25 protein-coding genes are annotated in these 22,729 nt (G+C 70.3%); 10 read left to right on the top strand and 15 right to left on the bottom strand.

Going from position 1 to position 22,729, the window contains the following annotated elements; all coding sequences use genetic code 11:
• Positions 1-15: 15 nt before the first annotated feature.
• The 10 genes from ASD23_RS16265 to ASD23_RS16220 all read right to left on the bottom strand — a co-directional run bounded on the left by ASD23_RS16265 (position 16) and on the right by ASD23_RS16220 (position 10,265).
• Complete coding sequence (locus tag ASD23_RS16265; protein WP_056013808.1) at positions 16-786, bottom strand: GntR family transcriptional regulator; 771 nt, start codon at positions 784-786, stop codon at positions 16-18.
• Positions 783-1,655 carry an amidohydrolase family protein gene (locus tag ASD23_RS16260; protein WP_056013804.1) on the bottom strand — a complete coding sequence of 291 codons (873 nt, stop codon included), beginning with the start codon at positions 1,653-1,655 and terminating at the stop codon, positions 783-785. The genes ASD23_RS16265 and ASD23_RS16260 overlap by 4 nt, the downstream gene beginning before the upstream one ends.
• Positions 1,652-1,993: an L-rhamnose mutarotase gene (locus ASD23_RS16255; RefSeq protein ID WP_056013796.1), complete on the bottom strand. Its 342-nt coding sequence runs from the start codon at positions 1,991-1,993 to the stop codon at positions 1,652-1,654. The genes ASD23_RS16260 and ASD23_RS16255 overlap by 4 nt, the downstream gene beginning before the upstream one ends.
• Positions 1,993-3,528 (bottom strand): sugar ABC transporter ATP-binding protein, encoded by a 1,536-nt coding sequence (locus tag ASD23_RS16250; RefSeq protein ID WP_056013793.1) that lies wholly within the window; start codon positions 3,526-3,528, stop codon positions 1,993-1,995. The genes ASD23_RS16255 and ASD23_RS16250 overlap by 1 nt, the downstream gene beginning before the upstream one ends.
• On the bottom strand, positions 3,525-4,562 hold the full coding sequence (locus tag ASD23_RS16245) for an ABC transporter permease (RefSeq protein ID WP_056013790.1): 1,038 nt from the start codon (positions 4,560-4,562) through the stop codon (positions 3,525-3,527). The genes ASD23_RS16250 and ASD23_RS16245 overlap by 4 nt, the downstream gene beginning before the upstream one ends.
• On the bottom strand, positions 4,559-5,632 hold the full coding sequence (locus ASD23_RS16240; protein WP_082571604.1) for an ABC transporter permease: 1,074 nt from the start codon (positions 5,630-5,632) through the stop codon (positions 4,559-4,561). The genes ASD23_RS16245 and ASD23_RS16240 overlap by 4 nt, the downstream gene beginning before the upstream one ends.
• Entirely contained in the window at positions 5,629-6,717 is a 1,089-nt protein-coding gene (locus ASD23_RS16235) for a mandelate racemase/muconate lactonizing enzyme family protein (protein ID WP_056013787.1), read from the bottom strand. The genes ASD23_RS16240 and ASD23_RS16235 overlap by 4 nt, the downstream gene beginning before the upstream one ends.
• Before the next feature lie 20 nt (positions 6,718-6,737).
• Positions 6,738-7,799, bottom strand: coding sequence for a sugar ABC transporter substrate-binding protein (locus tag ASD23_RS16230; RefSeq protein ID WP_056013780.1), 1,062 nt, complete (start codon positions 7,797-7,799; stop codon positions 6,738-6,740).
• 153 nt (positions 7,800-7,952) lie between these two features.
• Positions 7,953-8,624 (bottom strand): FadR/GntR family transcriptional regulator, encoded by a 672-nt coding sequence (locus tag ASD23_RS16225; protein ID WP_056013777.1) that lies wholly within the window; start codon positions 8,622-8,624, stop codon positions 7,953-7,955.
• Positions 8,625-8,657: 33 nt separating this feature from the next.
• Positions 8,658-10,265, bottom strand: a complete 1,608-nt coding sequence (locus ASD23_RS16220) for a DNA-3-methyladenine glycosylase 2 family protein (RefSeq protein ID WP_082571603.1) — start codon at positions 10,263-10,265, stop codon at positions 8,658-8,660.
• Positions 10,266-10,340: 75 nt separating this feature from the next.
• On the opposite strand from ASD23_RS16220, the gene ASD23_RS16215 reads away from it, so the two are divergent.
• The 4 genes from ASD23_RS16215 to ASD23_RS16200 all read left to right on the top strand — a co-directional run bounded on the left by ASD23_RS16215 (position 10,341) and on the right by ASD23_RS16200 (position 14,285).
• The gene (locus tag ASD23_RS16215) at positions 10,341-11,768 is read left to right on the top strand and encodes an FAD-binding oxidoreductase (RefSeq protein ID WP_056013774.1); all 1,428 of its coding nucleotides are present in this window, start codon (positions 10,341-10,343) and stop codon (positions 11,766-11,768) included.
• Between the two features lie 9 nt (positions 11,769-11,777).
• Positions 11,778-12,947: a PrsW family intramembrane metalloprotease gene (locus tag ASD23_RS16210; protein ID WP_082571602.1), complete on the top strand. Its 1,170-nt coding sequence runs from the start codon at positions 11,778-11,780 to the stop codon at positions 12,945-12,947.
• 198 nt (positions 12,948-13,145) lie between these two features.
• Entirely contained in the window at positions 13,146-13,517 is a 372-nt protein-coding gene (locus ASD23_RS16205) for an FKBP-type peptidyl-prolyl cis-trans isomerase (protein ID WP_056013771.1), read from the top strand.
• Between the two features lie 75 nt (positions 13,518-13,592).
• Positions 13,593-14,285, top strand: a complete 693-nt coding sequence (locus ASD23_RS16200; RefSeq protein ID WP_157377144.1) for a lysoplasmalogenase — start codon at positions 13,593-13,595, stop codon at positions 14,283-14,285.
• On the opposite strand, the gene ASD23_RS18690 is transcribed toward ASD23_RS16200, so the two are convergent.
• A complete protein-coding gene (locus tag ASD23_RS18690) occupies positions 14,185-14,496 on the bottom strand; it encodes a protealysin inhibitor emfourin (RefSeq protein WP_082571601.1) in 312 nt (103 codons plus the stop codon). The genes ASD23_RS16200 and ASD23_RS18690 overlap by 101 nt on opposite strands.
• A gap of 43 nt (positions 14,497-14,539) precedes the next feature.
• On the bottom strand, positions 14,540-15,586 hold the full coding sequence (locus tag ASD23_RS16195; RefSeq protein ID WP_056013765.1) for a M4 family metallopeptidase: 1,047 nt from the start codon (positions 15,584-15,586) through the stop codon (positions 14,540-14,542).
• Between the two features lie 72 nt (positions 15,587-15,658).
• On the opposite strand from ASD23_RS16195, the gene ASD23_RS16190 reads away from it, so the two are divergent.
• Both ASD23_RS16190 and ASD23_RS16185 read left to right on the top strand, forming a co-directional pair.
• Positions 15,659-16,549, top strand: coding sequence for a hypothetical protein (locus ASD23_RS16190; protein WP_056013762.1), 891 nt, complete (start codon positions 15,659-15,661; stop codon positions 16,547-16,549).
• A 10-nt stretch (positions 16,550-16,559) separates the two neighbouring features.
• Entirely contained in the window at positions 16,560-17,411 is an 852-nt protein-coding gene (locus ASD23_RS16185) for a CPBP family intramembrane glutamic endopeptidase (protein WP_056013758.1), read from the top strand.
• An 18-nt stretch (positions 17,412-17,429) separates the two neighbouring features.
• Here ASD23_RS16185 and ASD23_RS16180 read toward each other — a convergent pair whose 3' ends face one another.
• Together ASD23_RS16180 and ASD23_RS16175 are read right to left on the bottom strand one after the other, a co-directional pair.
• Positions 17,430-17,801: a DUF488 domain-containing protein gene (locus tag ASD23_RS16180; protein WP_056013754.1), complete on the bottom strand. Its 372-nt coding sequence runs from the start codon at positions 17,799-17,801 to the stop codon at positions 17,430-17,432.
• A 60-nt stretch (positions 17,802-17,861) separates the two neighbouring features.
• Positions 17,862-18,056, bottom strand: coding sequence for a hypothetical protein (locus tag ASD23_RS16175; RefSeq protein ID WP_056014911.1), 195 nt, complete (start codon positions 18,054-18,056; stop codon positions 17,862-17,864).
• A gap of 117 nt (positions 18,057-18,173) precedes the next feature.
• On the opposite strand from ASD23_RS16175, the gene ASD23_RS16170 reads away from it, so the two are divergent.
• Positions 18,174-19,208 carry an NAD(P)-dependent alcohol dehydrogenase gene (locus tag ASD23_RS16170; RefSeq protein WP_162248761.1) on the top strand — a complete coding sequence of 345 codons (1,035 nt, stop codon included), beginning with the start codon at positions 18,174-18,176 and terminating at the stop codon, positions 19,206-19,208.
• A 149-nt stretch (positions 19,209-19,357) separates the two neighbouring features.
• Positions 19,358-19,627: a 30S ribosomal protein S15 gene (gene rpsO / locus ASD23_RS16165; RefSeq protein ID WP_056013748.1), complete on the top strand. Its 270-nt coding sequence runs from the start codon at positions 19,358-19,360 to the stop codon at positions 19,625-19,627.
• A 246-nt stretch (positions 19,628-19,873) separates the two neighbouring features.
• Here rpsO and ASD23_RS16160 read toward each other — a convergent pair whose 3' ends face one another.
• Positions 19,874-20,419: a CGNR zinc finger domain-containing protein gene (locus ASD23_RS16160; protein WP_056013747.1), complete on the bottom strand. Its 546-nt coding sequence runs from the start codon at positions 20,417-20,419 to the stop codon at positions 19,874-19,876.
• A 93-nt stretch (positions 20,420-20,512) separates the two neighbouring features.
• Between ASD23_RS16160 and ASD23_RS16155 the strand changes: the two genes are divergently transcribed.
• Positions 20,513-21,478, top strand: coding sequence for an EamA family transporter (locus tag ASD23_RS16155; protein ID WP_056013741.1), 966 nt, complete (start codon positions 20,513-20,515; stop codon positions 21,476-21,478).
• A gap of 43 nt (positions 21,479-21,521) precedes the next feature.
• Complete coding sequence (locus tag ASD23_RS16150; RefSeq protein ID WP_056013738.1) at positions 21,522-22,724, top strand: trans-sulfuration enzyme family protein; 1,203 nt, start codon at positions 21,522-21,524, stop codon at positions 22,722-22,724.
• Positions 22,725-22,729: the final 5 nt, after the last annotated feature.

Here is a 22,729-nt window from a genome sequence, read left to right as displayed (position 1 = left end):
TCGCGAATGGGCCGATCAGCCGAGCGATGCGATCATCTCGACGACGGGGAGGAAGCGGACGCGCGAGAACTCGATGTGCTCGCGCATGAGCTGCGACGCCCCGTCGGCATCTCCGACGATGATGGCCTCGGCGATGGCGGCGTGATTGTCGATCGTGCGCGAGACCTGGCCCGAGCGGTCGTACTCCTCGAGCACCGCGTTCAGGCGCCGGTGGTCGGCGTCTCCGTCGGCGTCGGTGGAATGCGACGCGAGATAGAGCCGCAGGAAGTGCAGGTGGAAGTGCGTGCGTTCGAACGACTGGGCGATCAGGTCGTTGCCGGCGGACTTCGCGATGAGCGCGTGGAAGCGCGCATCGTGATCGGTCAGCGCACGGAACGCATCGGGGCCGGCCTCACGTGCGCCGGTGGTCGCGCGTCCGGCCGCGAGTTCCGCGCGGAGGGCCGCAGTCGTCTCGGGACTGATCGACGCCGACGCCTGTGCGGCGGTCCACTGCTCGATGAGCACGCGGAACTGCGTCAGCTCGACGAACTCGCGGACGGTCAGCAGCGGCGTCGTCGAGTACCCGCGAAGCGGCACCTTCACCACGAGTCCGTCGGACTCGAGCCGGGCCAGCGCCTCCCTGACCGGCGTCGGGGAGACCCCGAGCTCGGCCGAGAGCGAGTCGATGTTCACGCGACTGCCGGGCGCGATGCGGTGCTCGAGGACGAGATCCCGGATCACTCCGTACGTCTCGTCGGACAGCACTGAGCGAGCGATGCGCGCCCCCTCGGGAAACGTCGTGCTCATTCGTGCCCCAATGTCGTCGAACGGTAGAAACGGAGAGCGGTGCCGCGATCGAGCTGTTCCCGTTCCGACCCGGTCGCGCCCGTCACACGGTGCACCCGGTCGATCCAGTCCGCGAACGTTCCGCCTGCACCAAGGTACCGGCTCACGGGCCAGTCGCTGCCGAGCATCGCCCGCGACGCACCGAATGCGGTGACGGCGTGTTCGATGAAGGCGTCGGCGTTCGCCTCGAACGCCTCGGTTCCGGATGCCTCGGCCGACAGTCCCGAGACCTTGACGGTCGTGGCGGGACGGGCCGCGAGCCGGGTGATGCCCTGCGCCCAGGCCTGACCTGCCTCGGTGGCGATGCCGGCGTCGACGGGCGGCTTGCCCAGGTGGTCGAGCACGACGTCGAGCTCCGGCACCTGGTCGAGGAGATCGATCAAGTCGGTGAGCTGGGAGTGGGTGATGCAGGCGTCGAAGGTGAGGCCCCGCGCCGCGAGCAGTCGAAGGCCCTCGAGCAGCACGGGATCCGAGAACACCGCCGGTGACTCGCCCTGGAGCAGGTGACGGATGCCGACCACGCCGCCGAGCGCGTCGAGGGCGTCGAGATGGGCCTCCAGCGCGTCGGGGTCGAGGAGATCGGCAGCCGCGACGATCGCGATGAGCTCTGGCCATTCGTCGCCGAGGCCCGCGATCCATCGTGCTTCGGCGAGCCCCTGCTCGGGGGCGCATCCCGCCTGGATGAAGACCGCCCCGGTCACCTGCCCGTCGGCGCGATCCAGGTCGGCCGGCAGGCGCGGTCGATCGAGCGCCTCGAAGTCGGCGAGCCACGGATAACTCAGTCGCGTCGTGTCCCACACATGCGCGTGCGCGTCGACGATGCCCGTCATGCTCGGTGCTCGTCGTTCCGCTGGCGGCGGAGGTCCCAGACCTCTTCGATCGGGCTGAATCCGACGTCGCCGTCGGCGTCGCGGAACAGCTCGACGAACTCGCCGATGCGCTGCTGCCAGGCGACGTTCGCCGGATCCGAGTCGAGCGCCAGCATCGCGGCATCGAAGTCGTCGCATTCGACGACGTGGAAGAGCCGGTCGCCGGAACGCCAGATGGTCCAGTCGTGGATGCCGAGCCGGGCGAAGGATCCCTCGAGGTCGGCGGGGATCTTCGCGTGCTCCGTCCGATACCCGTCGATGGCTCCCGGCCGGATGATGGAGTGGAGTGCGACTCGCATCAGCCCTCCACCACGTCGATGCGCTCCTCGTGGATGAGGCGGATCACCGACTTGCTCATCTCATCGTACTCATGGGAGTTCAGGACGCTTCCGGTGACCTCGAAGTCCTGCATGACGACGATCCGGTCGACCAGGGTCACCATCTCGGCGAGGTCGCTGGAGATGACGAGCACGGCCTTGCCCTGCTCGGCGAGCGCCCAGATCAGCTGGTAGAACGCGCCCTTCGTGCGGACGTCGATTCCCACGGTCGGCTCATCGATGATGAGGATGTCGGTGTTGGCCGCGAGCCACTTGCCGAGCGAGACCTTCTGCTGGTTGCCGCCGGAGAGCTGGCCCACGAGCTGATCGCGGTTCGACACCTTGACGTCGAGCGAAGCGATGTACTCGTCGGCGGTCGCGCGAGCGGCGCGCTCGCGCACGAACCCGAACGCGTTCGACAGGCGCTTCAGCACCGTGACCGTCAGGTTGCGGGCGACGGTCTGGTCGAGGAAGAGGCCCTCGGCCTTCCGGTCCTCGGTCACGTACCCGATGCCGTAGCGGCCGAGCGCATCGCCCACCGAGCGGATCTGCGCGGCGGTGCCGTTGACCAGCACCTCGCCCTCGGTGATGCGGTCGAGCCCGAGGATCGCCTTGGCCAGCTCGGAGCGCCCGGCGCCGACGAGCCCGTAGATGCCGACGATCTGGCCAGGGTGCACCGCGAACGACACGTCGCGGTGTCCGCTGAACGTCGAGACGTCGCGCAGTTCGAGCGCCGGCGTGCCGCGCTCGGACGGAGAACGGTCGGGCACCTCGAGCTTGGCGAGGGTACGTCCCACGAGCAGGTCGACGATCGTGTCCTTGGAGTAGTTCGAGAGCGGCTCCGACTCGGCCACCGAACGCCCGTCGCGGAAGACGGTGACGGTGTCGCAGTGCGCGAACACCTCTTCGAGCTTGTGGCTGACGAACAGGATCGCGCGTCCCTGCGCAGAGAGGCGGTGCACGACGTCGAACAGCAGCTTCGACTCGGTCTCGCTGATCGACGCGGTCGGCTCGTCGAGCAGGAGCACCGCACTGTCGGTGTAGAGGCCACGGGCGATCTCGACCAACTGGGTCTGCGCCGGCGAGAGCAGGCTCGTGGGCGTCGCCGGGTCGATCGGGAAGTCGAGCAGGTCGAGCACGCGCTTGGCACCCTCCCTGACCTCGCGCCACTGCACGCGTCCGCCCTTCACGGGGGTGTTGCCGAGCACGATGTTCTCGGCGACCGTGAAGTCGGTGATGACGTTGCGCTCCTGGTGCACCACGCCGATGCCGGCACGGGTCGCCTCGTGCGCCGAGCGGAACGAGCGCGCCTCGCCGTTGACGATGAGCTCGCCTGAGTCCTGCGGCTGGATGCCGGTGATGATCTTGATGAGCGTGGACTTGCCCGCGCCGTTCTCGCCGAGGAGCGCGTGCACCTCGCCCGGCTTCAGGCGGAGGTTGACCTCGTCGAGCGCCCGGACTCCTGGGAACGTCTTGGTGATGCCGCGCACTTCGAGCGCGTAGGCCGTGTCGGTCATGCCGGTGCTCCTGGGTCGATGGCTCGCGCTGCCGCGGTCGGCGGTGCGTCGGGCGGTGGGCGGCGGCTGCGCTGACGGGTGGCTGGGCGCCGGGTCCGAACGCGGTCGAGTGCCACGGTGCCGAGCACGACGGCGCCGATGACGAAGTTCACCCAGCTGGGCTCCAGCTGGAACTGCGCGCGTGCGCTGTCGACCAGTCGCACGATGGTCGCTGCGAGCACGGTGCCCAGCACGGCGACGGTGCCGCCGGTCAGCGAGACGCCACCGATGATCGGCGCGGCGAAGCTCGACAGCAGCCAGTCCTCGCCGATGCTCTTGTTGGCACCCGGCAGCGAGGCGAGCACGAGGAACGCGGCGACGCCGCACAGGAGCCCGGACAGGCCGTGGGCGGTGACGAGGCTCTTGTTGTTCGAGATGCCGGAGAGGGTCGCAGCGAGCGGGTTGCCGCCGCTCGCGAGCATGTTGCGGGCGAAGAGCGTCTGCCGGTACGCGACGGCGAGGAGGATGGCGATGCCCACGGCGATCCAGAAGATGAGCGGGATGCCGAGGGGCCGCGCCGTGCCGATCGCCGCGATCTCGGGCCAGTTGGCCGAGGTGATCGTGCGGGTGCCGACGATCGCGTACTGGGCGCCCGAGAGGATCGTCATGGTCGCGAGGGTGACGATGAAGCCGTTGATCTGCGTGAGCACCACGATGAGGCCGTTGAGCACGCCGGCGGCGAGGCCGATGAGGATCGCGATGATCCCGCCGAGCCACGGGGGCACGCCGAAGTCGGCGATGAGCACGGCGGCGGAGCAGGCCGCGAACCCGCCGATCGCGCCGACGGCGAGGTTCATCTGGTTGACCGCGAGCGCTGCCATCTGCGCCAGGCCGATGACGATCGGGATCGCGAGGAACTGGAAGAACGTCTCGATCGAGATCGGGGAGAGGAACCCGCCGCTCGAGCTGATCGTCAGGACGATGACGCCCGCGACGATCACCGCGGCGAGGATCGTGTTCTGGTCGCGGGCCAGTCGTGCGAGACGCGCGCTCATGACACCACCGCCTCTTCTTTGGACTTCGCGGGCGACTGCTGTCGCGACGCTCGCAGACGGGATCGGGCTCCGGCGACCGAACGGATGCGGTCGGCGGAGAGGGCGATCAGGAGGATGGTGCCGAGCAGGATGTTGAGTCCTTCGATGCCGACGCCGAAGAGCAGGAGGCCCTGGCGGATCACGACGGTGATCGTGATGCCGAGGAAGGTGCCGATGACGGAGACGTAGCCGCCGGCGAGCAGGGTGCCGCCGAGGATCGGTCCGAGGAAGGACTGCAGCATGAATTCCTGGCCGATGCCGGGGGTGAACGAGCCGGTGCTCGCTCCGAGCATGAATCCGGCGAGTGCTGCGAGCATGCCCGAGAGCGTGTGCACGGTGATGATGCGACGGGGAACGGGGATCGCCGAGAGCAGTGCGGCGCGATCGCTCGAACCGGTCAGCAGGATCTCGCGGCCGATGCGCGACTTGGAGAAGAGCAGGCCGATCACGATCATCGCCGCGACGGCGACGAAGAGGATGAGCGGGACGCCGTCGGGACCGCAGGTGTCGCCGATGCAGAGGTCGGAGAGCTTGGAGCGCCCGAGCTCCGCGAGCCCGGGCGTCTGCACGGTGATCGCGTTGCCCGTGCTGACCCACGAGTAGACGGCGGGAACGAGGCCCAGCAGGGCGAAGCTCATCGCGAGCGTCACGACGAACGAGTTGACCCCGGCGTAGGCGATCAGCACGCCGCAGAGTGCGCCGACGGCGCCGCCGACCACGAGGCCGACGGCGATGCCGACGATCAGCGGCACGTCGAAGGCCTGGAAGACGATCGCGGAGCCCATCGCCCCGATCGCGGCCATTCCGCCGACGGCCAGGTTCATCTGCCCGACGGAGAGCACGACCATCTGGGCGAGGCCGACGACGGTGAAGATGGCGATGCTCGTGAGCATCGGGCCGATCACGAATGCGGGGGAGAAGAACATCGGCTTGAGGCTGCCGATGAGGACCACGAGCACGATGATGAGGAGCAGGAGCCCCACGCGGTTGTCGCTGAGCACGCTGGTCAGCCGGTTGGATCTGCTCGTCATGCGACTCGCCTCCGATCGATCTCGTCGGCGTCCCAGTCGATGCCGAGGCCCGGCGTCGAGGGAGCGACGGCGGAGCCGTCCTCGACGACGAGCTCGGTCTTGGTGATGCCGCGGAGCTGCGGGATGTGCTCGACGTAGGCGCCGTTCGGCACCGCGGCGACGAGGCTCACGTGCAGCTCCATGAGGAAGTGCGGGCAGACGGCGACGTTGTACGCCTCTGCGAGGTGTGCGACCTTGAGCCAGGGGGTGATGCCGCCGACACGGGCGACGTCGACCTGGACGATGCCGGCGGCATCGCGGTGCAGGTAGTCGCGGAACTGGGCGATCGAGTACATCGATTCGCCGACCGCGATCGGGATGCTCGTGGACGAGGCGAGGCGGGCATGGCCGCTCACGTCATCGGCGGGCAAGGGCTCCTCGAACCAGTAGAGGTCTGCGTCCTCGAACGCCGCCGCGCGCCGGATGGCCTCGGCGGAGGTCATCGACTGGTTGGCGTCGACCATGATGTGCAGGTCGGCGCCGACCGCCTCGCGCACTGCGAGCAGGCGATCGCGGTCTTCGCGGATCGAGGGCTTGCCGACCTTGAGCTTGACGCCGCGCAGGCCCTTCGCCTGCGATGCGAGTGCACCGGCCACGAGGTCGTCGGTGGGCAGGTGGAGCCAGCCGCCCTCGGTGTCGTAGAGGGGGACGCGCTGGCGGTAGCCGCCGGCCACCTGCCAGAGCGGCTCGCCGGCACGGCGGGAGCGCAGGTCCCAGAGGGCGGTGTCGACCGCCGCGAGGGCGAGCGACGTGATGGCGCCGACGGTGGTGGCGCGGGTCGAACGGAACAGTTCCGTCCAGATGCCTTCGACGTTCCTGCTGTCGAGGCCGGGGAGGAGGGGGACCAGGTGGTCGCGCAGCATGGAGAGTACTGCGCGACCACCGGTTCCGATCGTGTAGGAGTAACCGACACCCGTGAGCCCGTCGGCAGTGTCGATCTCGAGGAAGATCGTCTCCTGCTTGATGAAGCTCTGGACGGCGTCGGTGCGCATCGTCTCGACCTCGAGGTCGACGAGTGACGCGCGTGCCGCAGTGATGGTGGTCATGGTGTCGGTTGGCTCCGTGGTTACTTGCAGTCGAGCAGGTCGTTCTTGAACAGGTCCATGATCGTGTCGGACTCGGCGTCCTGCTCGTCGGTGTAGGTCTCGAGGTTGTCGGTCGTGACGACGAACGAACCGGAGTCCACGATCACGCCGGGGTCCTTGACCGTGCAGGCCTTGGTCTGCAGCTGGGCGAGCACCCAGGAGCCGACGAATGCCTGGCCGGTCGGGTTCTGCACGACGGTCGCCGAGACGGAGCCGTCGGCGATGCCGTCGAGGATGACCTCGTCGTCGTCGATCGCGACGACCTTGATGGGCAGGCCCGACTCCTTCACGGCGGAGGCCGACGCGACTGCGGGGTTGTACGCGGTCGAGACGAATCCGTTGATCTCGGAGCCCTTGGCGGCGAGGAGGTCGGCGACGGCCTTCTGCGCCGTGCCGAGGTCGACGTCGATGTCGGTGACGGTGCTGAGGAGCGTGACCGCGCCGCCCGTCTCCTCGACGGCCTTCTCGACGCCGGCGATGCGACGCTGCGTGTTCGAGTCGACGTTGTTGCCCGTCAGGTGCACGAGGTTTCCAGCGCCGCCCATGGCTTCGATGGCTGCGACCGCAGCCTTGTATGCGGCGACCTCGGTGTCGGTCGAGAGGCAGAAGTCGGCCTCGTTCACGTCACCCGCGGGGCACGATGCGATGGAACCGACGGCGAAGCCCTGGTCCTTCAGCATCTTGAAGGTCGTGTTGATGTCGGTCGGCGAGACGCCGAAGATGCCGAAGGCGTTGACGCCCTGGGCGGCGAGCGAGTTCAGGACCTCGTTCTGCTTGGCCTGGTCCCACTCGGCGGTCTCGTTGAAGACGGTCGAGCCGAGGCCGAACTCCTCGGCGGCAGCCTCTCCGGCGGCCTTCCACGGCTGGAAGTAGGGGTGCGAGCCGCCGGGGACGAGTGCGACGTTCACCGATGCGAGATCGCCGGCTTCACCGGAGTCTGCGCCGGTGTCGGCCGCCTTGCTGGTACATGCCGCTGTGGTGAGTGCGAGTGCGATTGCCGCGGTAGCGAGCAGCCCGCGAGCGGCCTTGGTGCGAACAGCCATGGTGTTCCTCCACGTTGAGAAATGAAATATCCAATAGGATCATGACCAACGATGGGCGAACATCAGATCATTGTCAAGCTGTCCGCATCACAAGTTCGTCACGGTCGCCGAATCGGCGGACTGCGCCCACGGTGCTGACCTCGAGGTGCCGATTCACAACGCCGCACGCAGCCAGTTCTCGACGCCGGCGATGTGGGTCAGCGTCAGCGCGCGCGCCAGCTCGTGGTCGTGCTGCTCGAGGGCCGCGAGGATCGCGCCGTGCTCCGCGATGGTCCGCCCCGTCGCATCCTCCTGCGTGATGCCGCGCCAGATGCGCGCGCGCACAGTGTGGCTCGACATCGATTCGAGCAGCCCCGCGAGATACGAGTTGCCGGCTGCCGAGGCGATGCCGCGATGGAAGTCGAGGTCGTGCGCGACGAGCGTCTCGATGTCGGATGCCGCGTCGACGCTGCCGAGCAGTTCGTGCAGGTGGGCGAGGTCCTCGGGTTCCGCGTTCTGAGCGGCCAGCGCCGAGGTCGCCGGCTCGAGCACCCGGCGCACCGCGAAGATCTCGAGCACCGACTGATCGCTGTGCAGGTCCACCACGAAGCTCATCGCCTCGAGGAGCAGGGTCGGCTCGAGGCTCGTGACGTAGGTTCCGTCGCCTCGACGCACGTCGAGCACCCGGATCACCTCGAGCGCCTTGACGGCCTCGCGGAGCGATGACCGACTGAGTCCGAGTCGTTCGCTCAGCTCCTTCTCGGGCTCGAGCCGATCGCCGGGGCGCAGTTCGCCCGACACGATCATCGCCTTGATCTTCAGGATCGCTTCGTCAGTGACCGCCATGACGGCGATCTTAGCCGACCGTCGACCGAGACATCAGATCTTTCTCGCAGCGGCGCGCCAGAGGTGCATCGAGGCGTAGCTGCGCCACGGCGCCCAGCGCGTGCCGAGGGTCGCCAGCTCGCTCGCGGTCGACGGAAGCCCCAGGATCTCGGCGCCGTTGCGCAGCGCCAGATCGCCTGTGAGCAGCACGTCGGGCGCCCGTGTCACGCGCATCGCGACGTAGCCGGCCGTCCAGGGCCCGATGCCGGGAACGGCGAGCAGATCGGCCTGCAGTTCGATGCGCTCGCGCTCGGAGGCGACGACGAGCGACCCCGACGCGAGCCGATTCGCGACGTCGACGATGGTGCGCACGCGAGCCGCCGGACCCCTGAGCACCTCGTGGCCGTGCTCGGCGATGGTCGAGGCGGACGGGAAGAGCGTCGTCGGCGCCCCGTCGGAGTACGGGGCGACTCGCTCGCCGAGCTCGGCGGCGAGCCGGGCGAGAGCGGTGCGGGCCGCCTTCACCGAGATCTGCTGCCCGATGAGCGCGCGGAACACGAGTTCGTGCGGATCGAGGCATCCGGGCACGCGGATGCCCGGTGTCTCGGCCACGGATGCCGCGAGCGCCGGGTCGCGGGAGAGTGCGGCGTCGATCGCCACGGCGTCGGCGTCGAGGTCGAAGAGCCGCCGCACCCTCGCGACGAGCGGCGGCAGGTCGGCGAGTGTCGCGAGGCGCGCCTCGACCTCGATCGCGGGCGCTACCGCGTCGCCCGAAGCGGTGAACGCCACGACCGCCGGGCCGCCCGGCAGGCGGAGGGTGCGCTCGTAGTGGTCGTCACCGGCCCGCTCGACGCCGTCGAGGGCGCGAGCCGAGAGCCAGTCGAAGACGCCGGCGGCGTCGAAGGGCGGCCGAGCGGGCAGCTTCAGTCGCACCACGCCGCCGTCGATGGCGGCGTGAGCCGAGCCGGCTGAACCGCCCGCCGTCGACGCCGCGGTCGTGGTCGCACGGACGGCGCCGGCCGAACCCGGCCGCCGCTCGCGCACGCGAGCCGCGGCACGCAGCTCGAGCGGGCTCCGCTCGTAGACCTCACGGATGGTGTCGTTGAACTGCCGGATGCTCCCGAAGCCCGAGGCGAAGGCCACGTCGGCAGCGGGGAGCGCCGTCGAGGTGAGCAGCGCACGCGCGGTCTGCGCCCGATGGGCCCGAGCGAGGGCGAGCGGTCCGGCACCGAGTTCTGCCGTGAGCACGCGCGTGAGGTGCCGCGGCGTGTAGCCGAGCCGGGCGGCGAGCCCCGGCACGCCCTCGCGCTCGACGACGCCGTCGGCGATGAGGCGCATGGCGCGTGCGGCGAGGTCGTCGCGCAGATCCCACTGGGGAGATCCGGGCACCGCGTCGGGCAGGCAGCGCTTGCAGGCCCGCAGCCCGGCCTCGTGCGCCGCGGCGGCGGTGAGGTAGAAGCTCACGTTCGACGCCTTCGGGGCGACCGCCGGGCAGCTCGGCCGGCAGTAGATGCCCGTCGAGTGCACGCCCGTGATGAACTGCCCGTCGAAACGGGCGTCGCGCGCCTGCATCGCACGGTACCGCTCGGCGAACTCGGGGTCGTCGAGCGGGTCGCCGTGCAGCCGGCGACGGGCGGAGGCGGTGCTGGCGGTGCTCGTCATGCGACCAGCCTGTCATGACCGGCCGACACCGACCAGCGGGAATCGGACATGAGCGCCGAGCCGTATGGTGGTGGGATGCCGCCTGCCGTCGTGACCCTCCTGCGAGACGCCCTCGGTGTCGCCGTCTCGACCGCGTCCGCTGATCTCGACGCGGTTCGCGAGGACCGATCGGGGTGGCGCAGCGCCACCCCGCCGATCGCGGTCGTGCACGCGGCATCCGTCGCCGAGGTGCAGGCGGTCATGCGCATCGCGCACGAGACGTCGACTCCGGTCGTGCCCCGCGGCGCCGGCACCGGTCTGGCGGGCGGGGCCATCGCGAGCCCCGGTGCGATCGTGCTCGACCTCTCGCGCATGAACCGGGTGCTCGAGATCTCCGAGGCCGACGAGCTCGCGGTCGTCGAGCCGGGCGTGCTGAACGGCGACCTCAACGACGGGCTCGCCCCGCTCGGACTGTGGTTCGCCCCCGACCCGGCGAGCCGGGCCATCTCCTCGATCGGCGGCAACATCGCCACGAACGCCGGAGGGCTCCTCTGCGCGAAGTACGGCGTGACCCGCGAGGCCGTGCTCGGCCTCGAGGTGGTACTCGCCGACGGGCGCCTGCTGCGCACCGGCCACCGCACCGTCAAGGGCGTCACGGGGTACGACCTCACCGCGCTGTTCACGGGCTCGGAAGGCACGCTCGGCGTGATCGTCGAGGCGACCGTGCGGTTGCGGCCGATCACGCCCGGCGAGACGGTCACCGTCGCCGCGGTGCTCCCCGACGTCGAGGCCGCCGCCGCGGCATCCGCTGCCGTCACCGCGGCGCGTCTCCGGCCCGCCGTGCTCGAACTCATCGACGCCGCCGGGCTCGCGCGCGTCGCCGCGTACCTCGGCGCCGACGGCATCGCGGGCACGCCGCTCGAGTCGCTCGGCGCAGCCGAGACCTTCCTGCTCGCCCAGTGCGACGGCGCGGGCGCCGCCGACGAGGCCGACGAGATCGCCGGCCTGTTCGCCGCGGCCGGCGGCCGGGTCAGCCTCTCGGCGGATGCCGCGGCCGGCGACCGCCTCCTCGGCATCCGCCGCGCGATGCACCCGGCGCTCGCCGCCTCGGGCCAGGTGCTCATCGAGGACGTCGCCGTGCCGCGTTCGCGCCTGCCCGAGATGTTCCGCGCGATCGAGGAGATCGGCCGGCGCCACGGCATCGAGATCCCGACGATCGCGCACGCCGGCGACGGCAACCTGCACCCGAACTTCGTCTTCACCGGCGACGAGGTGCCCGAGCACGTGTGGGCCGCGGCCGACGACATGTTCCGGACCGCCGTCGCTCTCGGCGGCACGCTCACCGGGGAGCACGGGGTCGGCATCCTGAAGCGGCGCTGGCTCGCCGACGAGCTCGGCGACGACTCGTACGAACTGCAGCGCGGCATCAAGGCGCTCTTCGACCCGCGAGGCATCCTGAACCCGGGTGTCATGTTCGACGAGCGCGTCGCGACCGACGTGTCCGAGGACCCCGCCGCTCGATAGGCTGCCCCGGTGACCTCCGTGGCCCCGCAGTCAGCCCCTGAACCCGCCGTGAACCCGTCGCCGGCGCCGCCGATCTGGACGGCGCCGCCGAAGGCGCGCAGCGGCGGGCTGGTCTTCGCGGTCATCGGGATCGTCGTCGCGGGGTTCGTCGGCCTGCTGGTGCTCGCCTACCTCGCCGTGGGGCTCGGGGTGTCGACGCTCCTCATCGGTTCGCTCCTCGCCCTCGTGCCGCTCGCGCTCGTGCTCCTCGCGGTGCGCTGGGTCGATCGCTGGGAACCCGAGCCGCGTTGGGCCCTGTGGTTCGCCTTCCTCTGGGGTGCTGCCGTGTCGGTGGCGATCGCGCTCGCCGTCGACCTCGGGCTGCAGCTCGCGATGGCGTTCGCCGAGCCCGGCGGTGCGACCGACGAGGCGCTGCAGGCGGTGGTGCAGGCGCCGATCGTCGAGGAGGTCGCGAAGGGCCTCGGGGTGCTCCTGATCTTCGCCTTCTCGCGCTCGCACTTCGACGGCCCTGTCGACGGGCTCGTCTACGCCGCGACCGTCGCCGCCGGCTTCGCCTTCACCGAGAACGTGCTCTACTTCGGCGCCGCGCTCGCCGAAGGCGGCGCAGAGACCCTCGGTGCCACCTTCATCGTGCGCGGCCTCTTCTCTCCCTTCGCCCACGTGCTCTTCACGGCGTGCACGGGCCTCGCGATCGGCATCGGCGCCAGGCGCGGCGGGGGAGCCGGCGTCGTCGGATGGTTCCTGCTGGGCCTCCTCGGCGCGATCGCCCTGCACGCCCTCTGGAACGGTTCGCTCACCTTCGCCGACGACGCGATCGGCCTCTACTTCACGGTGCAGGTGCCGATCTTCATCGCCGCGATCGTGCTGACCGTGCTGCTCCGGCGGCAGGAGGTGCGGGTCACCCGCCACCGGCTCGCCGAGTACGGCGCCGCCGGGTGGTTCAGTCCGGCGGAGGTCGAGATGCTCGCCACTCCGGCGGGCCGCCGCCAGGCGAAGGCGTGGGCGAAGTCGCAGACGCCCGCGCGCACCCGCGTCATGCGGAAGCTCGTCACGGATGCCACGCACCTCGCGTTCACCCGCCAGCGCATCGCCACCGGGCTCGCCAACGAACGCACGTTCGCCGACGAGCAGGGCCTGCTCGACGCCATCGTCGTCGACCGCCGGGTGCTGCTGAGCTGAGGCATCCGCTGCCCGGTGGACGAAACAGCCGGATCTCGGGGCAAAAAACTCGCCGCCCTGTGGTGTGGCATGGCCGACATCTCTACGGGGCGACGAGTTCTAGGTCTCAAGCGTGCAACGTGTTCGCAGTCAGCGCAAGAGGGGGGTGGACGTTCGTCCGCGATTGCGACGAGCCCGCGAACCTGCTCAACTTGATGCATGACCGATACGAACAGCAAGCCCGAGATCGACGCTCCCGAGGGGCCGGCCCCCGTCGAGCTGGTGATCGAAGACATCGTCGTCGGCGACGGCGCAGAGGCGCAGCCCGGCTCGACCGTCGACGTGCACTACCTCGGCGTCGAGTACGACAGCGGCGAGGAGTTCGACTCCTCGTGGGGTCGCGGCCAGTCCATCAACTTCCCCCTCCAGGCGCTCATCAGCGGTTGGCAGGAGGGCATCCCCGGCATGAAGGTCGGCGGCCGCCGCAAGCTCACGGTTCCCCCGCACCAGGCATACGGCCCCGCCGGCGGCGGACACCAGCTGTCGGGCAAGACCCTCATCTTCGTGATCGACCTGCTCGGCGTCAGCTGAGCCGACTCCCGATCACTCCGAAGGCCGGTGGGCGCGAGCCCACCGGCCTTCGTCGCGCTCGGCTACGATTCGGGGGTGCTGCCTGCGTTCATCCCGTACCTCCTCGTCTCGGCGCTGCACCTCGTGCTGCTGTACGTCGGGCCGGCGTGGAGCGTGACGGCGACGAAGACGCTGCTGATGCCGCTGCTCGCCCTCGCGGTCGTGCTCCTCGCGCGGCCCCTCCGCGCGCCCGCGCCGCTGCTCCTGGCGGGCATCGCCTTCTCCTGGGGCGGCGACGTGCTGCTGTCGTTCCCCGGCGATGGATGGTTCGTGGCGGGCCTCTCCTCGTTCCTGCTCGCGCATGTCGTCTACATCGTGCTCTTCCTGCGGATGCCGCGTGCCCGTCGCCGCCCTCCCGTCTGGTCGTACGTCTACTGGGCATGGATGATCGTCATGCTCGGCCTGCTCCTGCCGCACGCGGGCGCGCTCGCCGCCCCGATCGTGCTCTACGCGGCGGCCATCGGCACGATGGCGATGTGCGCGTCGATGCACGGCAGGTGGGTCGTGCTCGGCGGAGCGTTCTTCATCGTCTCCGACTCGGTGCTCGCCCTCGGCAGGTTCCTGCCGGGGTACGAGTTCGCCGCGCACGACTTCGTCGTCATGTCGACCTACTTGGCGGCGCAGGGCCTCATCGCATGGGGCGTGGTGGCCGCGATTCGGGCGCGCCGAGCCGCTTCGGATCCGTCGTCTCCTGCACCCGATCGACGAGCTGACGCCACGGCCCCGTGAGCTGGCGCTCGGCGAGCGTCGCCTCATGCGGTTCGCAGCGGATGCGGTAGACGAAGCGGTCGGGCTCGGGAGGCACCGGTGGCGGTTCGCCCCACGGGATCTCGTCGATGAGGATGTACCACTCGTCGGGGTCGGGCTGCTCGTCGACGCGAACCTCCCAGGTGAGCCGGGTGCCGGCGAGGCCCCCGCTCCGGGACACGATGACGTCCATGGGGTGATCGTACTCCGCGGTCGACGAACGCGGCCGGTGAACGCTACCCGGCGGGCGGCACCTCGATGCCGACCGCAGACCAGCCGTGCATGACGGCCAGCTCCTCGCGGCTCTCGGGGCCGAAGCGCTCGCGCGCCGAGCGCACGGTCTCCGCCGCGAATCCGGCGAAGTCCTCGTCGGGCGACAGCCGGCCCGAGGTGAGCACGTCGTACCAGATGCGCCCGACGTGCTCCCAGGCGAAGCCGCCGAGCTCGGTCGCGGCGAGCGCGAACGCCCGGTTGGGGATGCCCGAGTTCAGGTGCACGCCGCCGTTGTCGTCGTCGGTCTCGATGTAGTCGCGCAGGTGCCCGGGCTGCGGGTCGCGGCCGAGCACGTCGTCGTCGTAGGCGGTGCCGGGCTCGATCATCGAACGCAGCGCCCGCCCCTGCACCTCGTCGGTGAAGATGCCCTCGCCGATGAGCCAGCTCGCCGCCTCGGCGTCCTGGCCGAGCGCGTACTGCTCGACGAGCGCGCCGAACGCGTCGGAGACATGCTCGTTGAGCGCGCCCGATTGCCCCTGATACCGCAGTTTCGCCGTGTGCTCGGTGACCCCGTGGGCCAGCTCGTGGCCGATGACGCTCAGCGAATCGGTGAAGCCGCGGAAGATCTCGCCGTCGCCGTCGCCGAAGACCATGCGCTCGCCGTCCCAGAAGGCGTTGTCGTACTTGTCGCCGAAATGCACGGTCGCCTCGAGCGGCATGCCCGCGCCGTCGATCGAGTCGCGGCCGAAGACGCGCTCGAACATGCGATGCGTGTCGCCGAGGCCGTCGTAGGCGTCGTCGACCGCCTCGTCGCCCGTCGCGCGCTCGCCCTCGCGGCGCACGAGGCGACCCGGCAGCTTCTCGCGGCCCTCGGCGTCGGAGATGCGACGGTCGGGCGCCGAGGGGGCGTCGGGGAGCACGCTCGGCAGTTCGGGCAGCGGCTCGATGCCGAGACGCGCCGGAGGCTCGCGCAGCAGCGCGCGCCTCGCGGCCTCGGCCGCGATGGGGAATCGCGGGGCGGCAGCCTGGGCGATGCGGTCGAGCAGGTAGGGAGGCACGATCTGCTGCATGGGTCGATGCTCGCACCAGCCGGCGACATCGGCGAGGAGCCGCACCGTGCATGCCGCCCATAGGCTTGACGTGTGACGACCTCCCCGCTCCTCGGCCTCCTGCTCGACGTCGACGGCCCCATCGCGAGCCCCGTGACGCGTTCGATCGCGATCCCGTCGATCGCCCGCGACCTCGCGGAGCTCGCGAACGCCGGAAACCCCGTGATCTTCAACACGGGCCGCTCCGACGCGTTCATCGCCGAGCAGGTCGTGCCGCCGCTGCTCGCCGCGGGTCTCGAGCCGGGTGCGCCCGTCTGGGCGATCTGCGAGAAGGGCGCGGTCTGGGCCGCGATCGACCGTGACGGCCTCGGCGAGGTCTTCGTCGACCTCGACCTCGCGATGCCGGCCGACTTCGCCGCCGACATGCGCGCCTACGTCGAGGCGCACTTCGACGAGTTCGCCTTCTTCGACGACACCAAGCGCGCGATGGTCTCGGTCGAGCAGCACGTGCACGTGGCATCCGCCGACTATCTCGAGGCCCAGCCCCGCTTCGACGCCCACGCGCACGACGGGCTCGCCGCGCGCGGCTTCGGCACGGTGCGTGAGGGCGACGAGCGACCGGATGCCGCGGGGCGCGTGCACTGGCGCATCGACCCGACGATCATCTCGACCGACGTCGAGTCGGTGCGGCTCGGCAAGGACCTCGGGGCGGCACGAGCGGTCGAGCTGCTCGAGGCGCGCGGCATCCGCCCGCTGCACTGGCGCACGATGGGCGACTCGCGCGGTGACTACCGCATGGCCGACTGGCTCGCCGAACGCGGGGAGCAGGTGCGGCACGTCGACGTGCGACCGGCCGAGGGCATTCCGGCGACCTCGTATCCCGTGCTGACCGCGGGCGAGCTCATCCACGACGAGGCGGGCGCCGTGTTCCTGTCGCGCTGGGCGGCGGCCTCGCGTCGCGGCGACCTCGGCGACGACGAGTAGCCGGCCGCCGATGCCGAGCGCGAACCTCGTCGAGGCCGTCGAGCAGCCCGAGCTGCGGACGCATCCGATCGCCCTCGTGCCGGCCCTGCTCGTGTGCGGGGCGGCGGTGCTGCTCTTCGGGTTCATGGTGCCGATCGCCGGCTACGCGATGCTCGCGGTCGGCCTCGTGGCAGCGTGGCTCTGCGATCGCTCGGGCCGCACCGAACGCCTCCTCGCCGACCTCGCGCTCATCGCCGTCGGCCAGGTCATCATCTCGACGGTGTCGCTGAAGGCCGACCTCAGCGACGAGGGCATGGTGCGATTCGCGGTCGTGCTCGGCCTCGCCGTGCTCGTGCCCTACGTCATCTCGCGGTTCGTGTACCGCGAGCACGTCATCCGCTTCCCGTGGCGCACGGGCCGCCGCTGGAACCGCACCCAGTGGCTCTACCTGATCTTCGTGACGCTCGCGGGCTGGCTGATCCTGCCGTTCTACTTCATCACCTCTGGCGTGTACGAGAACTGGCCGACCGTGACCGAGCCCGATACCATCGCGCGCCTCTTCGTCGGCGTCGCCGCCGTGGGAACGTGGGACGAGCTCTTCTTCATCTGCACGGTCTTCGTGCTGCTGCGCCGGCACTTCCCGTCGTGGCAGGCGAACCTGCTGCAGTCGATCGTGTTCGTGTCCTTCCTGTGGGAGCTCGGGTACCAGTCGTGGGGGCCGCTGCTCACGATCCCGTTCGCGCTCATCCAGGGGTACACGTTCAAGCTCACGAAATCACTCACGTACGTGTTCGTCGTGCACATGCTCTTCGACGCGGTCGTGTTCGCGGTCATCGTGTACGCGCACACGGGGTGGCCGGCGATCTTCCTGCTGGCCCCGTAGCGTCAGGGCCGGCAGCGGTCAGTCGCCGCGATCGACGGATGCCCCGTGCTCTCCGAGCCACTCGAGCAGCACCGCCGCGTGGTTGACCTGCTCGTCGCGGGCACCGAAGAGCAGCGTGACCCGGTCGTGCTTCTCGCCGAGGTCGACGAGCTCCCGGGCAGCGGCGTTCTCGTCGAGCTCGCCGAGATATCGCGCGGCGAACTCGTCGAATCGTTCGCGGTTCTGATGCCATTCGGTGCGGAGGTCGGGGGAGGGCGCGACATCCTTGTCCCACAGGTCGAGCTCGGCGCGCTCCTTGCTCACGCCGCGCGGCCAGAGCCGGTCGACGAGCACGCGATAGCCGTCGGATGCGTCGGCCTGGTCGTAGACCCGCTTGATGACGAAGACCATGGGGTCAGTCTGCCCCGGGGCATCCGTCGTGCCAAGCGGTGTGCGACCCCGTGCCGGAGCTCAACTCTTCGGCCGGCTCCGCAACCCGATCACGATGAGCGCCACGCCGCCGAGCGCGATGATGGGCCCGAGGATCGCCCAGAGCGTCGAGCCGGTCATGGCGCTACCGCCGATGAGCCCGAATCCCTGCAACATGAAGACGACGCCCATGATGACGACGAGCGAACCGATCGCGACGAGAACTGGCTTCCGCATGCGGGCAGCATCCCGCACCGGCGGCGGCGCCGCAAGCACCGGTGCCGTCCAGCCGCGCGATCGGTAGTCTCGGACCATCGGGAGGTCGCTCCTGAGTACGACGAGAGGATGCCGCGCATGCGCGCGATCGTGCTCGACCGCTACGGCCCGTCCGAGCGGGTCATGCGTCTCGCCGAGCTGCCGGATCCGGTGCCTGGAGCGGGCGAGGTGGTGGTGCGGGTCGCCGCCGTGTCACTCAACTCGTGGGACGTCGACCTCGCCACCGGGGCGACGCTCGTGCGCCTCGAGTCGCCGTTCCGCCCGAAGCGTCGGGTGATCGGCTCGGATGTCTCGGGCACCGTCGTCGCCGTCGGGCCGGGTGCGAGCCGCCATCGCGTCGGCGATGCCGTGTTCGGGGAACTCTCCGCGGCGGGCTGGGGCGGCTTCGCCGACCTCGTCGTCGCGCGCGAGGACGCGGTCGTGGCGAGGCCGGTCGGGCTCGACGACCTCACGGCCGCCGCGTTGCCGCAGGCCGCGAGCATGGCCTGGCAGGCGCTCGGAGGTGCAGAGGCCGTGGCGCCGGATGGCTCGTCGGACGGTTCACTGCGGGGCCGGCGCGTGCTCATCGTCGGCGCCGGCGGGGGAGTGGGCACGTTCGCGATCCAGCTCGCGAAGCGCGGCGGCGCCCACGTGACCGCCGTCGAGCGTGCGGTCTGGAAGCTCGACGCGCTCGCCGAGCTCGGGGCCGACGTCGTCGCCGCTGGTGGACCCGACGGTGCAGACTCGCGCCACGCCTTCGATCTCGTGCTCGACGTCGTCGGGGCACTGCCGCCGGCTCGGGCGAAGGAGTTGCTCGCCGACGGCGGGCGAGCCGCGTACATCGGGGGGAGTCCGGGACGTATCGCCCAGGTGCTCTTCGCGGGGGCTCGCCTCGACCGTCATGCCGGTGCCGGTGATGATGACGGTGCCGAAGTCGTTGCCGAGCCCGCCCGCAGCATCTCGCTGCTCGCCGCCGTGCCGAACCGCGACCTGCCCGCGATCGCCGCGCTCGCCGCGGCAGCGGAGCTGCGCGCGATCATCGACGGCCCGCACCCGCTCGAGCAGGTGCCGCACCAGCTCGCCCGGCTGCAGTCGGGCGCCGTGCTCGGCAAGGCGGTGATCGAGCTGGGCTGATTCGAGGCGAGCCGGCGAACCGCGCAGGTCGGCCGCGAGGCATCCGCTCTGGTAGAGTATTGAGGTTGCCGTCATGACGGCCGCGCACAAAGAGAGCCCGGGCAATCTGCTACGGGCAGCGCGCAACTAGAAGAAAGGGGATCCCATCTATGGCACTTGAATCCGATGTCAAGAAGGCGATCATCGAAGAGTACGCGACGCACCCCGGTGACACTGGATCCCCCGAGGTCCAGATCGCGCTCCTCACGAAGCGAATCAAGGACCTCACCGAGCACCTGAAGGAGCACAAGCACGACCACCACTCGCGTCGTGGCCTGCTCCTCCTCGTCGGTCAGCGTCGTCGTCTGCTCGGCTACCTCGCCGATGTGGACATCAACCGCTACCGCAAGCTCATCGAGCGTCTCGGCCTGCGCCGCTAAGCAGCTTCACCGCTGCGGCTCTCGTTGATACCGCGAGCTTCTTGCGAAAGCCCCCCGCCACCCAGTGGCCGGGGGCTTTCGTCATCCCCGGGGTGGCCCGCCGGATCGAGGCGACCGGACATCTGCGAGTCAGCGGATGCTTCGCGCGACACGCCGTGTCGGTGAGGTCGCGTGCGGCGTGTCGCTGGGAATGTCCGCCGACTCGCGGGGCGAGGGGCCGACGGTCGAGCGCGTACTCCCTACTCCCTACTCGACGCGTGCGCGGTGCGCCCGAGCGGCCATGCGGTTGCCGCAGCGAGTGCTGCAGTAGCGGCGCGAGGCGTTCTTCGACAGGTCGGCGTAGATGCCCGCGCAGTCGTCGGCCTGGCATACCCGCAGGCGATCCATGCCGTCTGCGCGGATGACGTCGACGAACGCCATCGCCGCCTCGACGAGGATGCGGGAGGCGAGCGGGGCGTCCTGACTGGTCGCGTGCACGTGCCAGTCGAGGTCGTCGTGCCGCACGAGCCGGGGCAGGGCGTTGGCCTCGTCGAGGATCGCGTTCACCTCGTTCACCGCGTCGTCGCGATCGAGGCGCCAGAGCACCCGCAGCCGGTCGCGCGCTGCGGCGACCTCGGCGACCTCGGCGGCGGTGCCGTCGCGCCGGCCCGAGTACCACCACGCGTCGAGGATCGCGCTCAGCTGCTCGGGCGTCGAGAGTTCGTCGGCGCCTGATTCGGATGCCTCGGGCACGGTGTCGGCCAGGGCGGCGACGAAGCCGAGTGCCGCGATCGTGTCATCGGTGAAGATCATTTGACTCCTGACATCCGTTGGCGGTACTGTCACGAGCATAACGTCGTTCGGTCATGACATGGCCACGAATCCCCGACTGAGAAGGAGACGCCGATGCGCGGCTCGAAGGGTGTCCTCGGCATCGTCCTGGGTCTCGCCGCAGGTCTCGCCTTCGGCGCCGGCGGCGTGGTCGTGAAGCCCCTCCTGGAGTCGGGCTGGTCGCCCGGCGCCGCCGTCTTCGCACGTATCAGCGTCGCAGCGCTCGCCCTCATCGTTCCGGGCCTCATCGCCCTGAAGTTCGACCTCCGGCCGCTCTGGCGAGCCCGCTGGACCGTGCTCGCGTACGCGCTCATCGCCGTCGTCGGCACCCAGGTCGCCTTCTACGCCTCGATCGCGCTCATCCCCGTCAGCACGACGCTCCTGATCGAGTACCTGGCGCCGGTCGCGCTCGTGCTCGTCGCGTGGGCTCGCCAGCGCCGGGCGCCGCAGTTCGTCGTCATCGCGGGCTCGGTGCTCGCGATCACGGGCCTCTACCTCGTGATCGGTCCGGGCGGCGGCGGCCTCGACGTCCTCGGACTGCTGCTGGCGGGCGTCGCAATGGTCGGCGTCTGCGTCTACTACGTGCTCGGCGAGCGAGCGGATGCCTCGGTCCCCCCGATCTCGCTCGCTGCGAGCGGCTTCGTGGTGGGTGCCATCGTGCTCGGTGCGCTGGGCATCGTCGGCGTGGTTCCGTTCTCGGCGGAGCTCGTCGACGTCCAGTACTTCGGCACGGTCGCGCCGTGGTGGGTGCCGGTGCTGACGGTCGGCCTCGTCTCGACGGCGTTCGCCTACGTCGCCGGCATCAGCGCCATCCGCCTGCTCGGTACGCGCCTCTCGTCGTTCCTCGGGCTGTCCGAGGTGATCTTCGCGGCGATCGTCGCGTGGTTCGTGCTGGGCGAGGCGATCGGTCCGCTGCAGGCTGCGGGCGGGCTGCTCATCCTCGGCGGCATCGTGCTCGTGCGCTTCGAGCGTCCACGCGACGCGGCGTCGGTCGCGCTCGACATCGATCTCGTGCCGGTTGCGGTGGACGCCCGCGACTAGCAACCGGCCGTAATACTCGGCGACCCGGGCGTAGCGTCGAGACATGACACGCGCCGACTGGACCGAGCTCGCCGACACGACCCAGGCGGTGCACGCCGGCAATGCCGTCGACGGCGGCTCCGGGGCGATCCGCACGCCGATCGTCATGGCGAACTCGTACGCGCTGCCCGACGACCCGTCGACCATGAGCTGGTCGGGCACCGAGAACCCGCTCTACACGCGCAACTCCGGGGCGAACCAGATCGGGTTGCAGGCGAAGCTCGCGGTGCTCGAGCACGGCGAGGACTCCGTGGTGCTCGCGAGCGGCGTCGCGGCGCTGCACGCGGTCTTCTTCACCTTTCTGAGGTCGGGCGACCACGTCATCGTCTCGGACGTCTCGTACGAGGCGACCTATCGGCTCTTCACCGAGCTCTTCCCCGAGAAGTACGGCATCGAAGCCGACTTCGTCGACACGAGCGACCTCGACGCCGTGCGCGCGGCGCTCCGCCCGAACACCCGCCTCGTGCACATCGAGGCCATCGCGAACCCCACGACGAAGGTGACGGATGTCGCGGCCGTCGCGGTGATCGCGCACGAGGCCGGCGCCCTGCTCAGCGTCGACTCCACGTTCACTCCGCCGCCGTTCTTCCGCCCGCTCGATCACGGCGCCGACCTCTCGGTGCACTCGCTCACCAAGTACATCAACGGCCACGGCGACGCGATGGGCGGCGCCGTCTCGGGGCGCCACGAGCTCATCGCGCAGCTGAAGGCCGACGCGATGGTCGACGTCGGCGGCGTCATCAGCCCCTTCAACGCCTGGCTCATCATGCGCGGCTCGGTGACGCTGCCGCTCCGCCTGCGGCAGACGTTCGCGACCGCCCTGCGCGTCGCCGAAGCGCTCGACGCCGATCCTCGCATCGCGTTCGTCGCCTATCCGGGACTGGCCGGGCACGAACAGCACGAGCTCGCCACGGCGCAGTTCGGCGGCGCCTACGGCGGGGTCATGTCGTTCGCCATCGACGGCGGTCCCGAGGTGCAGAACGCCTTCGTCGCGGCGCTGCGCATCGTGACCTCCGCCGTCTCGCTCGGGCACGACGAGTCGCTCATCGTGCACGTCGGCACGACGGGACCGCGCGTGGCGTTCTACCCCGACGGTTTCAAGGCCCTCGGGCACCTGCGCTTCTCGATCGGCCTCGAAGACGCCGACGACCTGATCGCCGACCTGCTCCAGGCGCTCGACACCGCAGTGGGGCCGCTCACGGTCTGAGCGGC

Source organism: Agromyces sp. Root1464, assembly GCF_001427265.1.
Taxonomy (GTDB): Bacteria; Actinomycetota; Actinomycetes; order Actinomycetales; family Microbacteriaceae; genus Agromyces; species Agromyces fucosus.
The sequence above is the reverse complement of the archived record's forward strand: the minus strand, read 5'-3'. Positions and strand labels throughout refer to the sequence as shown.

Bases quoted from the DNA above. Each gene is read 5' to 3' on its own strand.
- ASD23_RS16195 (WP_056013765.1), bottom strand. From the start codon at position 15,586: ATGCAGCAGATCGTGCCTCCCTACCTGCTCGACCGCATCGCCCAGGCT.
- ASD23_RS16160 (WP_056013747.1), bottom strand. From the start codon at position 20,419: ATGATCTTCACCGATGACACGATCGCGGCACTCGGCTTCGTCGCCGCC.
- ASD23_RS16225 (WP_056013777.1), bottom strand. From the start codon at position 8,624: ATGGCGGTCACTGACGAAGCGATCCTGAAGATCAAGGCGATGATCGTG.
- ASD23_RS16250 (WP_056013793.1), bottom strand. From the start codon at position 3,528: ATGACCGACACGGCCTACGCGCTCGAAGTGCGCGGCATCACCAAGACG.
- ASD23_RS16240 (WP_082571604.1), bottom strand. From the start codon at position 5,632: ATGACGAGCAGATCCAACCGGCTGACCAGCGTGCTCAGCGACAACCGC.
- ASD23_RS16260 (WP_056013804.1), bottom strand. From the start codon at position 1,655: ATGACGGGCATCGTCGACGCGCACGCGCATGTGTGGGACACGACGCGA.
- ASD23_RS16205 (WP_056013771.1), top strand. From the start codon at position 13,146: ATGACCGATACGAACAGCAAGCCCGAGATCGACGCTCCCGAGGGGCCG.
- ASD23_RS16230 (WP_056013780.1), bottom strand. From the start codon at position 7,799: ATGGCTGTTCGCACCAAGGCCGCTCGCGGGCTGCTCGCTACCGCGGCA.
- ASD23_RS16220 (WP_082571603.1), bottom strand. From the start codon at position 10,265: ATGACGAGCACCGCCAGCACCGCCTCCGCCCGTCGCCGGCTGCACGGC.
- ASD23_RS16245 (WP_056013790.1), bottom strand. From the start codon at position 4,562: ATGAGCGCGCGTCTCGCACGACTGGCCCGCGACCAGAACACGATCCTC.
- rpsO (WP_056013748.1), top strand. From the start codon at position 19,358: ATGGCACTTGAATCCGATGTCAAGAAGGCGATCATCGAAGAGTACGCG.
- ASD23_RS16175 (WP_056014911.1), bottom strand. From the start codon at position 18,056: ATGCGGAAGCCAGTTCTCGTCGCGATCGGTTCGCTCGTCGTCATCATG.
- ASD23_RS16150 (WP_056013738.1), top strand. From the start codon at position 21,522: ATGACACGCGCCGACTGGACCGAGCTCGCCGACACGACCCAGGCGGTG.
- ASD23_RS16265 (WP_056013808.1), bottom strand. From the start codon at position 786: ATGAGCACGACGTTTCCCGAGGGGGCGCGCATCGCTCGCTCAGTGCTG.
- ASD23_RS16180 (WP_056013754.1), bottom strand. From the start codon at position 17,801: ATGGTCTTCGTCATCAAGCGGGTCTACGACCAGGCCGACGCATCCGAC.
- ASD23_RS16215 (WP_056013774.1), top strand. From the start codon at position 10,341: ATGCCGCCTGCCGTCGTGACCCTCCTGCGAGACGCCCTCGGTGTCGCC.
- ASD23_RS18690 (WP_082571601.1), bottom strand. From the start codon at position 14,496: ATGGACGTCATCGTGTCCCGGAGCGGGGGCCTCGCCGGCACCCGGCTC.
- ASD23_RS16155 (WP_056013741.1), top strand. From the start codon at position 20,513: ATGCGCGGCTCGAAGGGTGTCCTCGGCATCGTCCTGGGTCTCGCCGCA.
- ASD23_RS16235 (WP_056013787.1), bottom strand. From the start codon at position 6,717: ATGACCACCATCACTGCGGCACGCGCGTCACTCGTCGACCTCGAGGTC.
- ASD23_RS16185 (WP_056013758.1), top strand. From the start codon at position 16,560: ATGCCGAGCGCGAACCTCGTCGAGGCCGTCGAGCAGCCCGAGCTGCGG.
- ASD23_RS16255 (WP_056013796.1), bottom strand. From the start codon at position 1,993: ATGCGAGTCGCACTCCACTCCATCATCCGGCCGGGAGCCATCGACGGG.
- ASD23_RS16170 (WP_162248761.1), top strand. From the start codon at position 18,174: ATGCGCGCGATCGTGCTCGACCGCTACGGCCCGTCCGAGCGGGTCATG.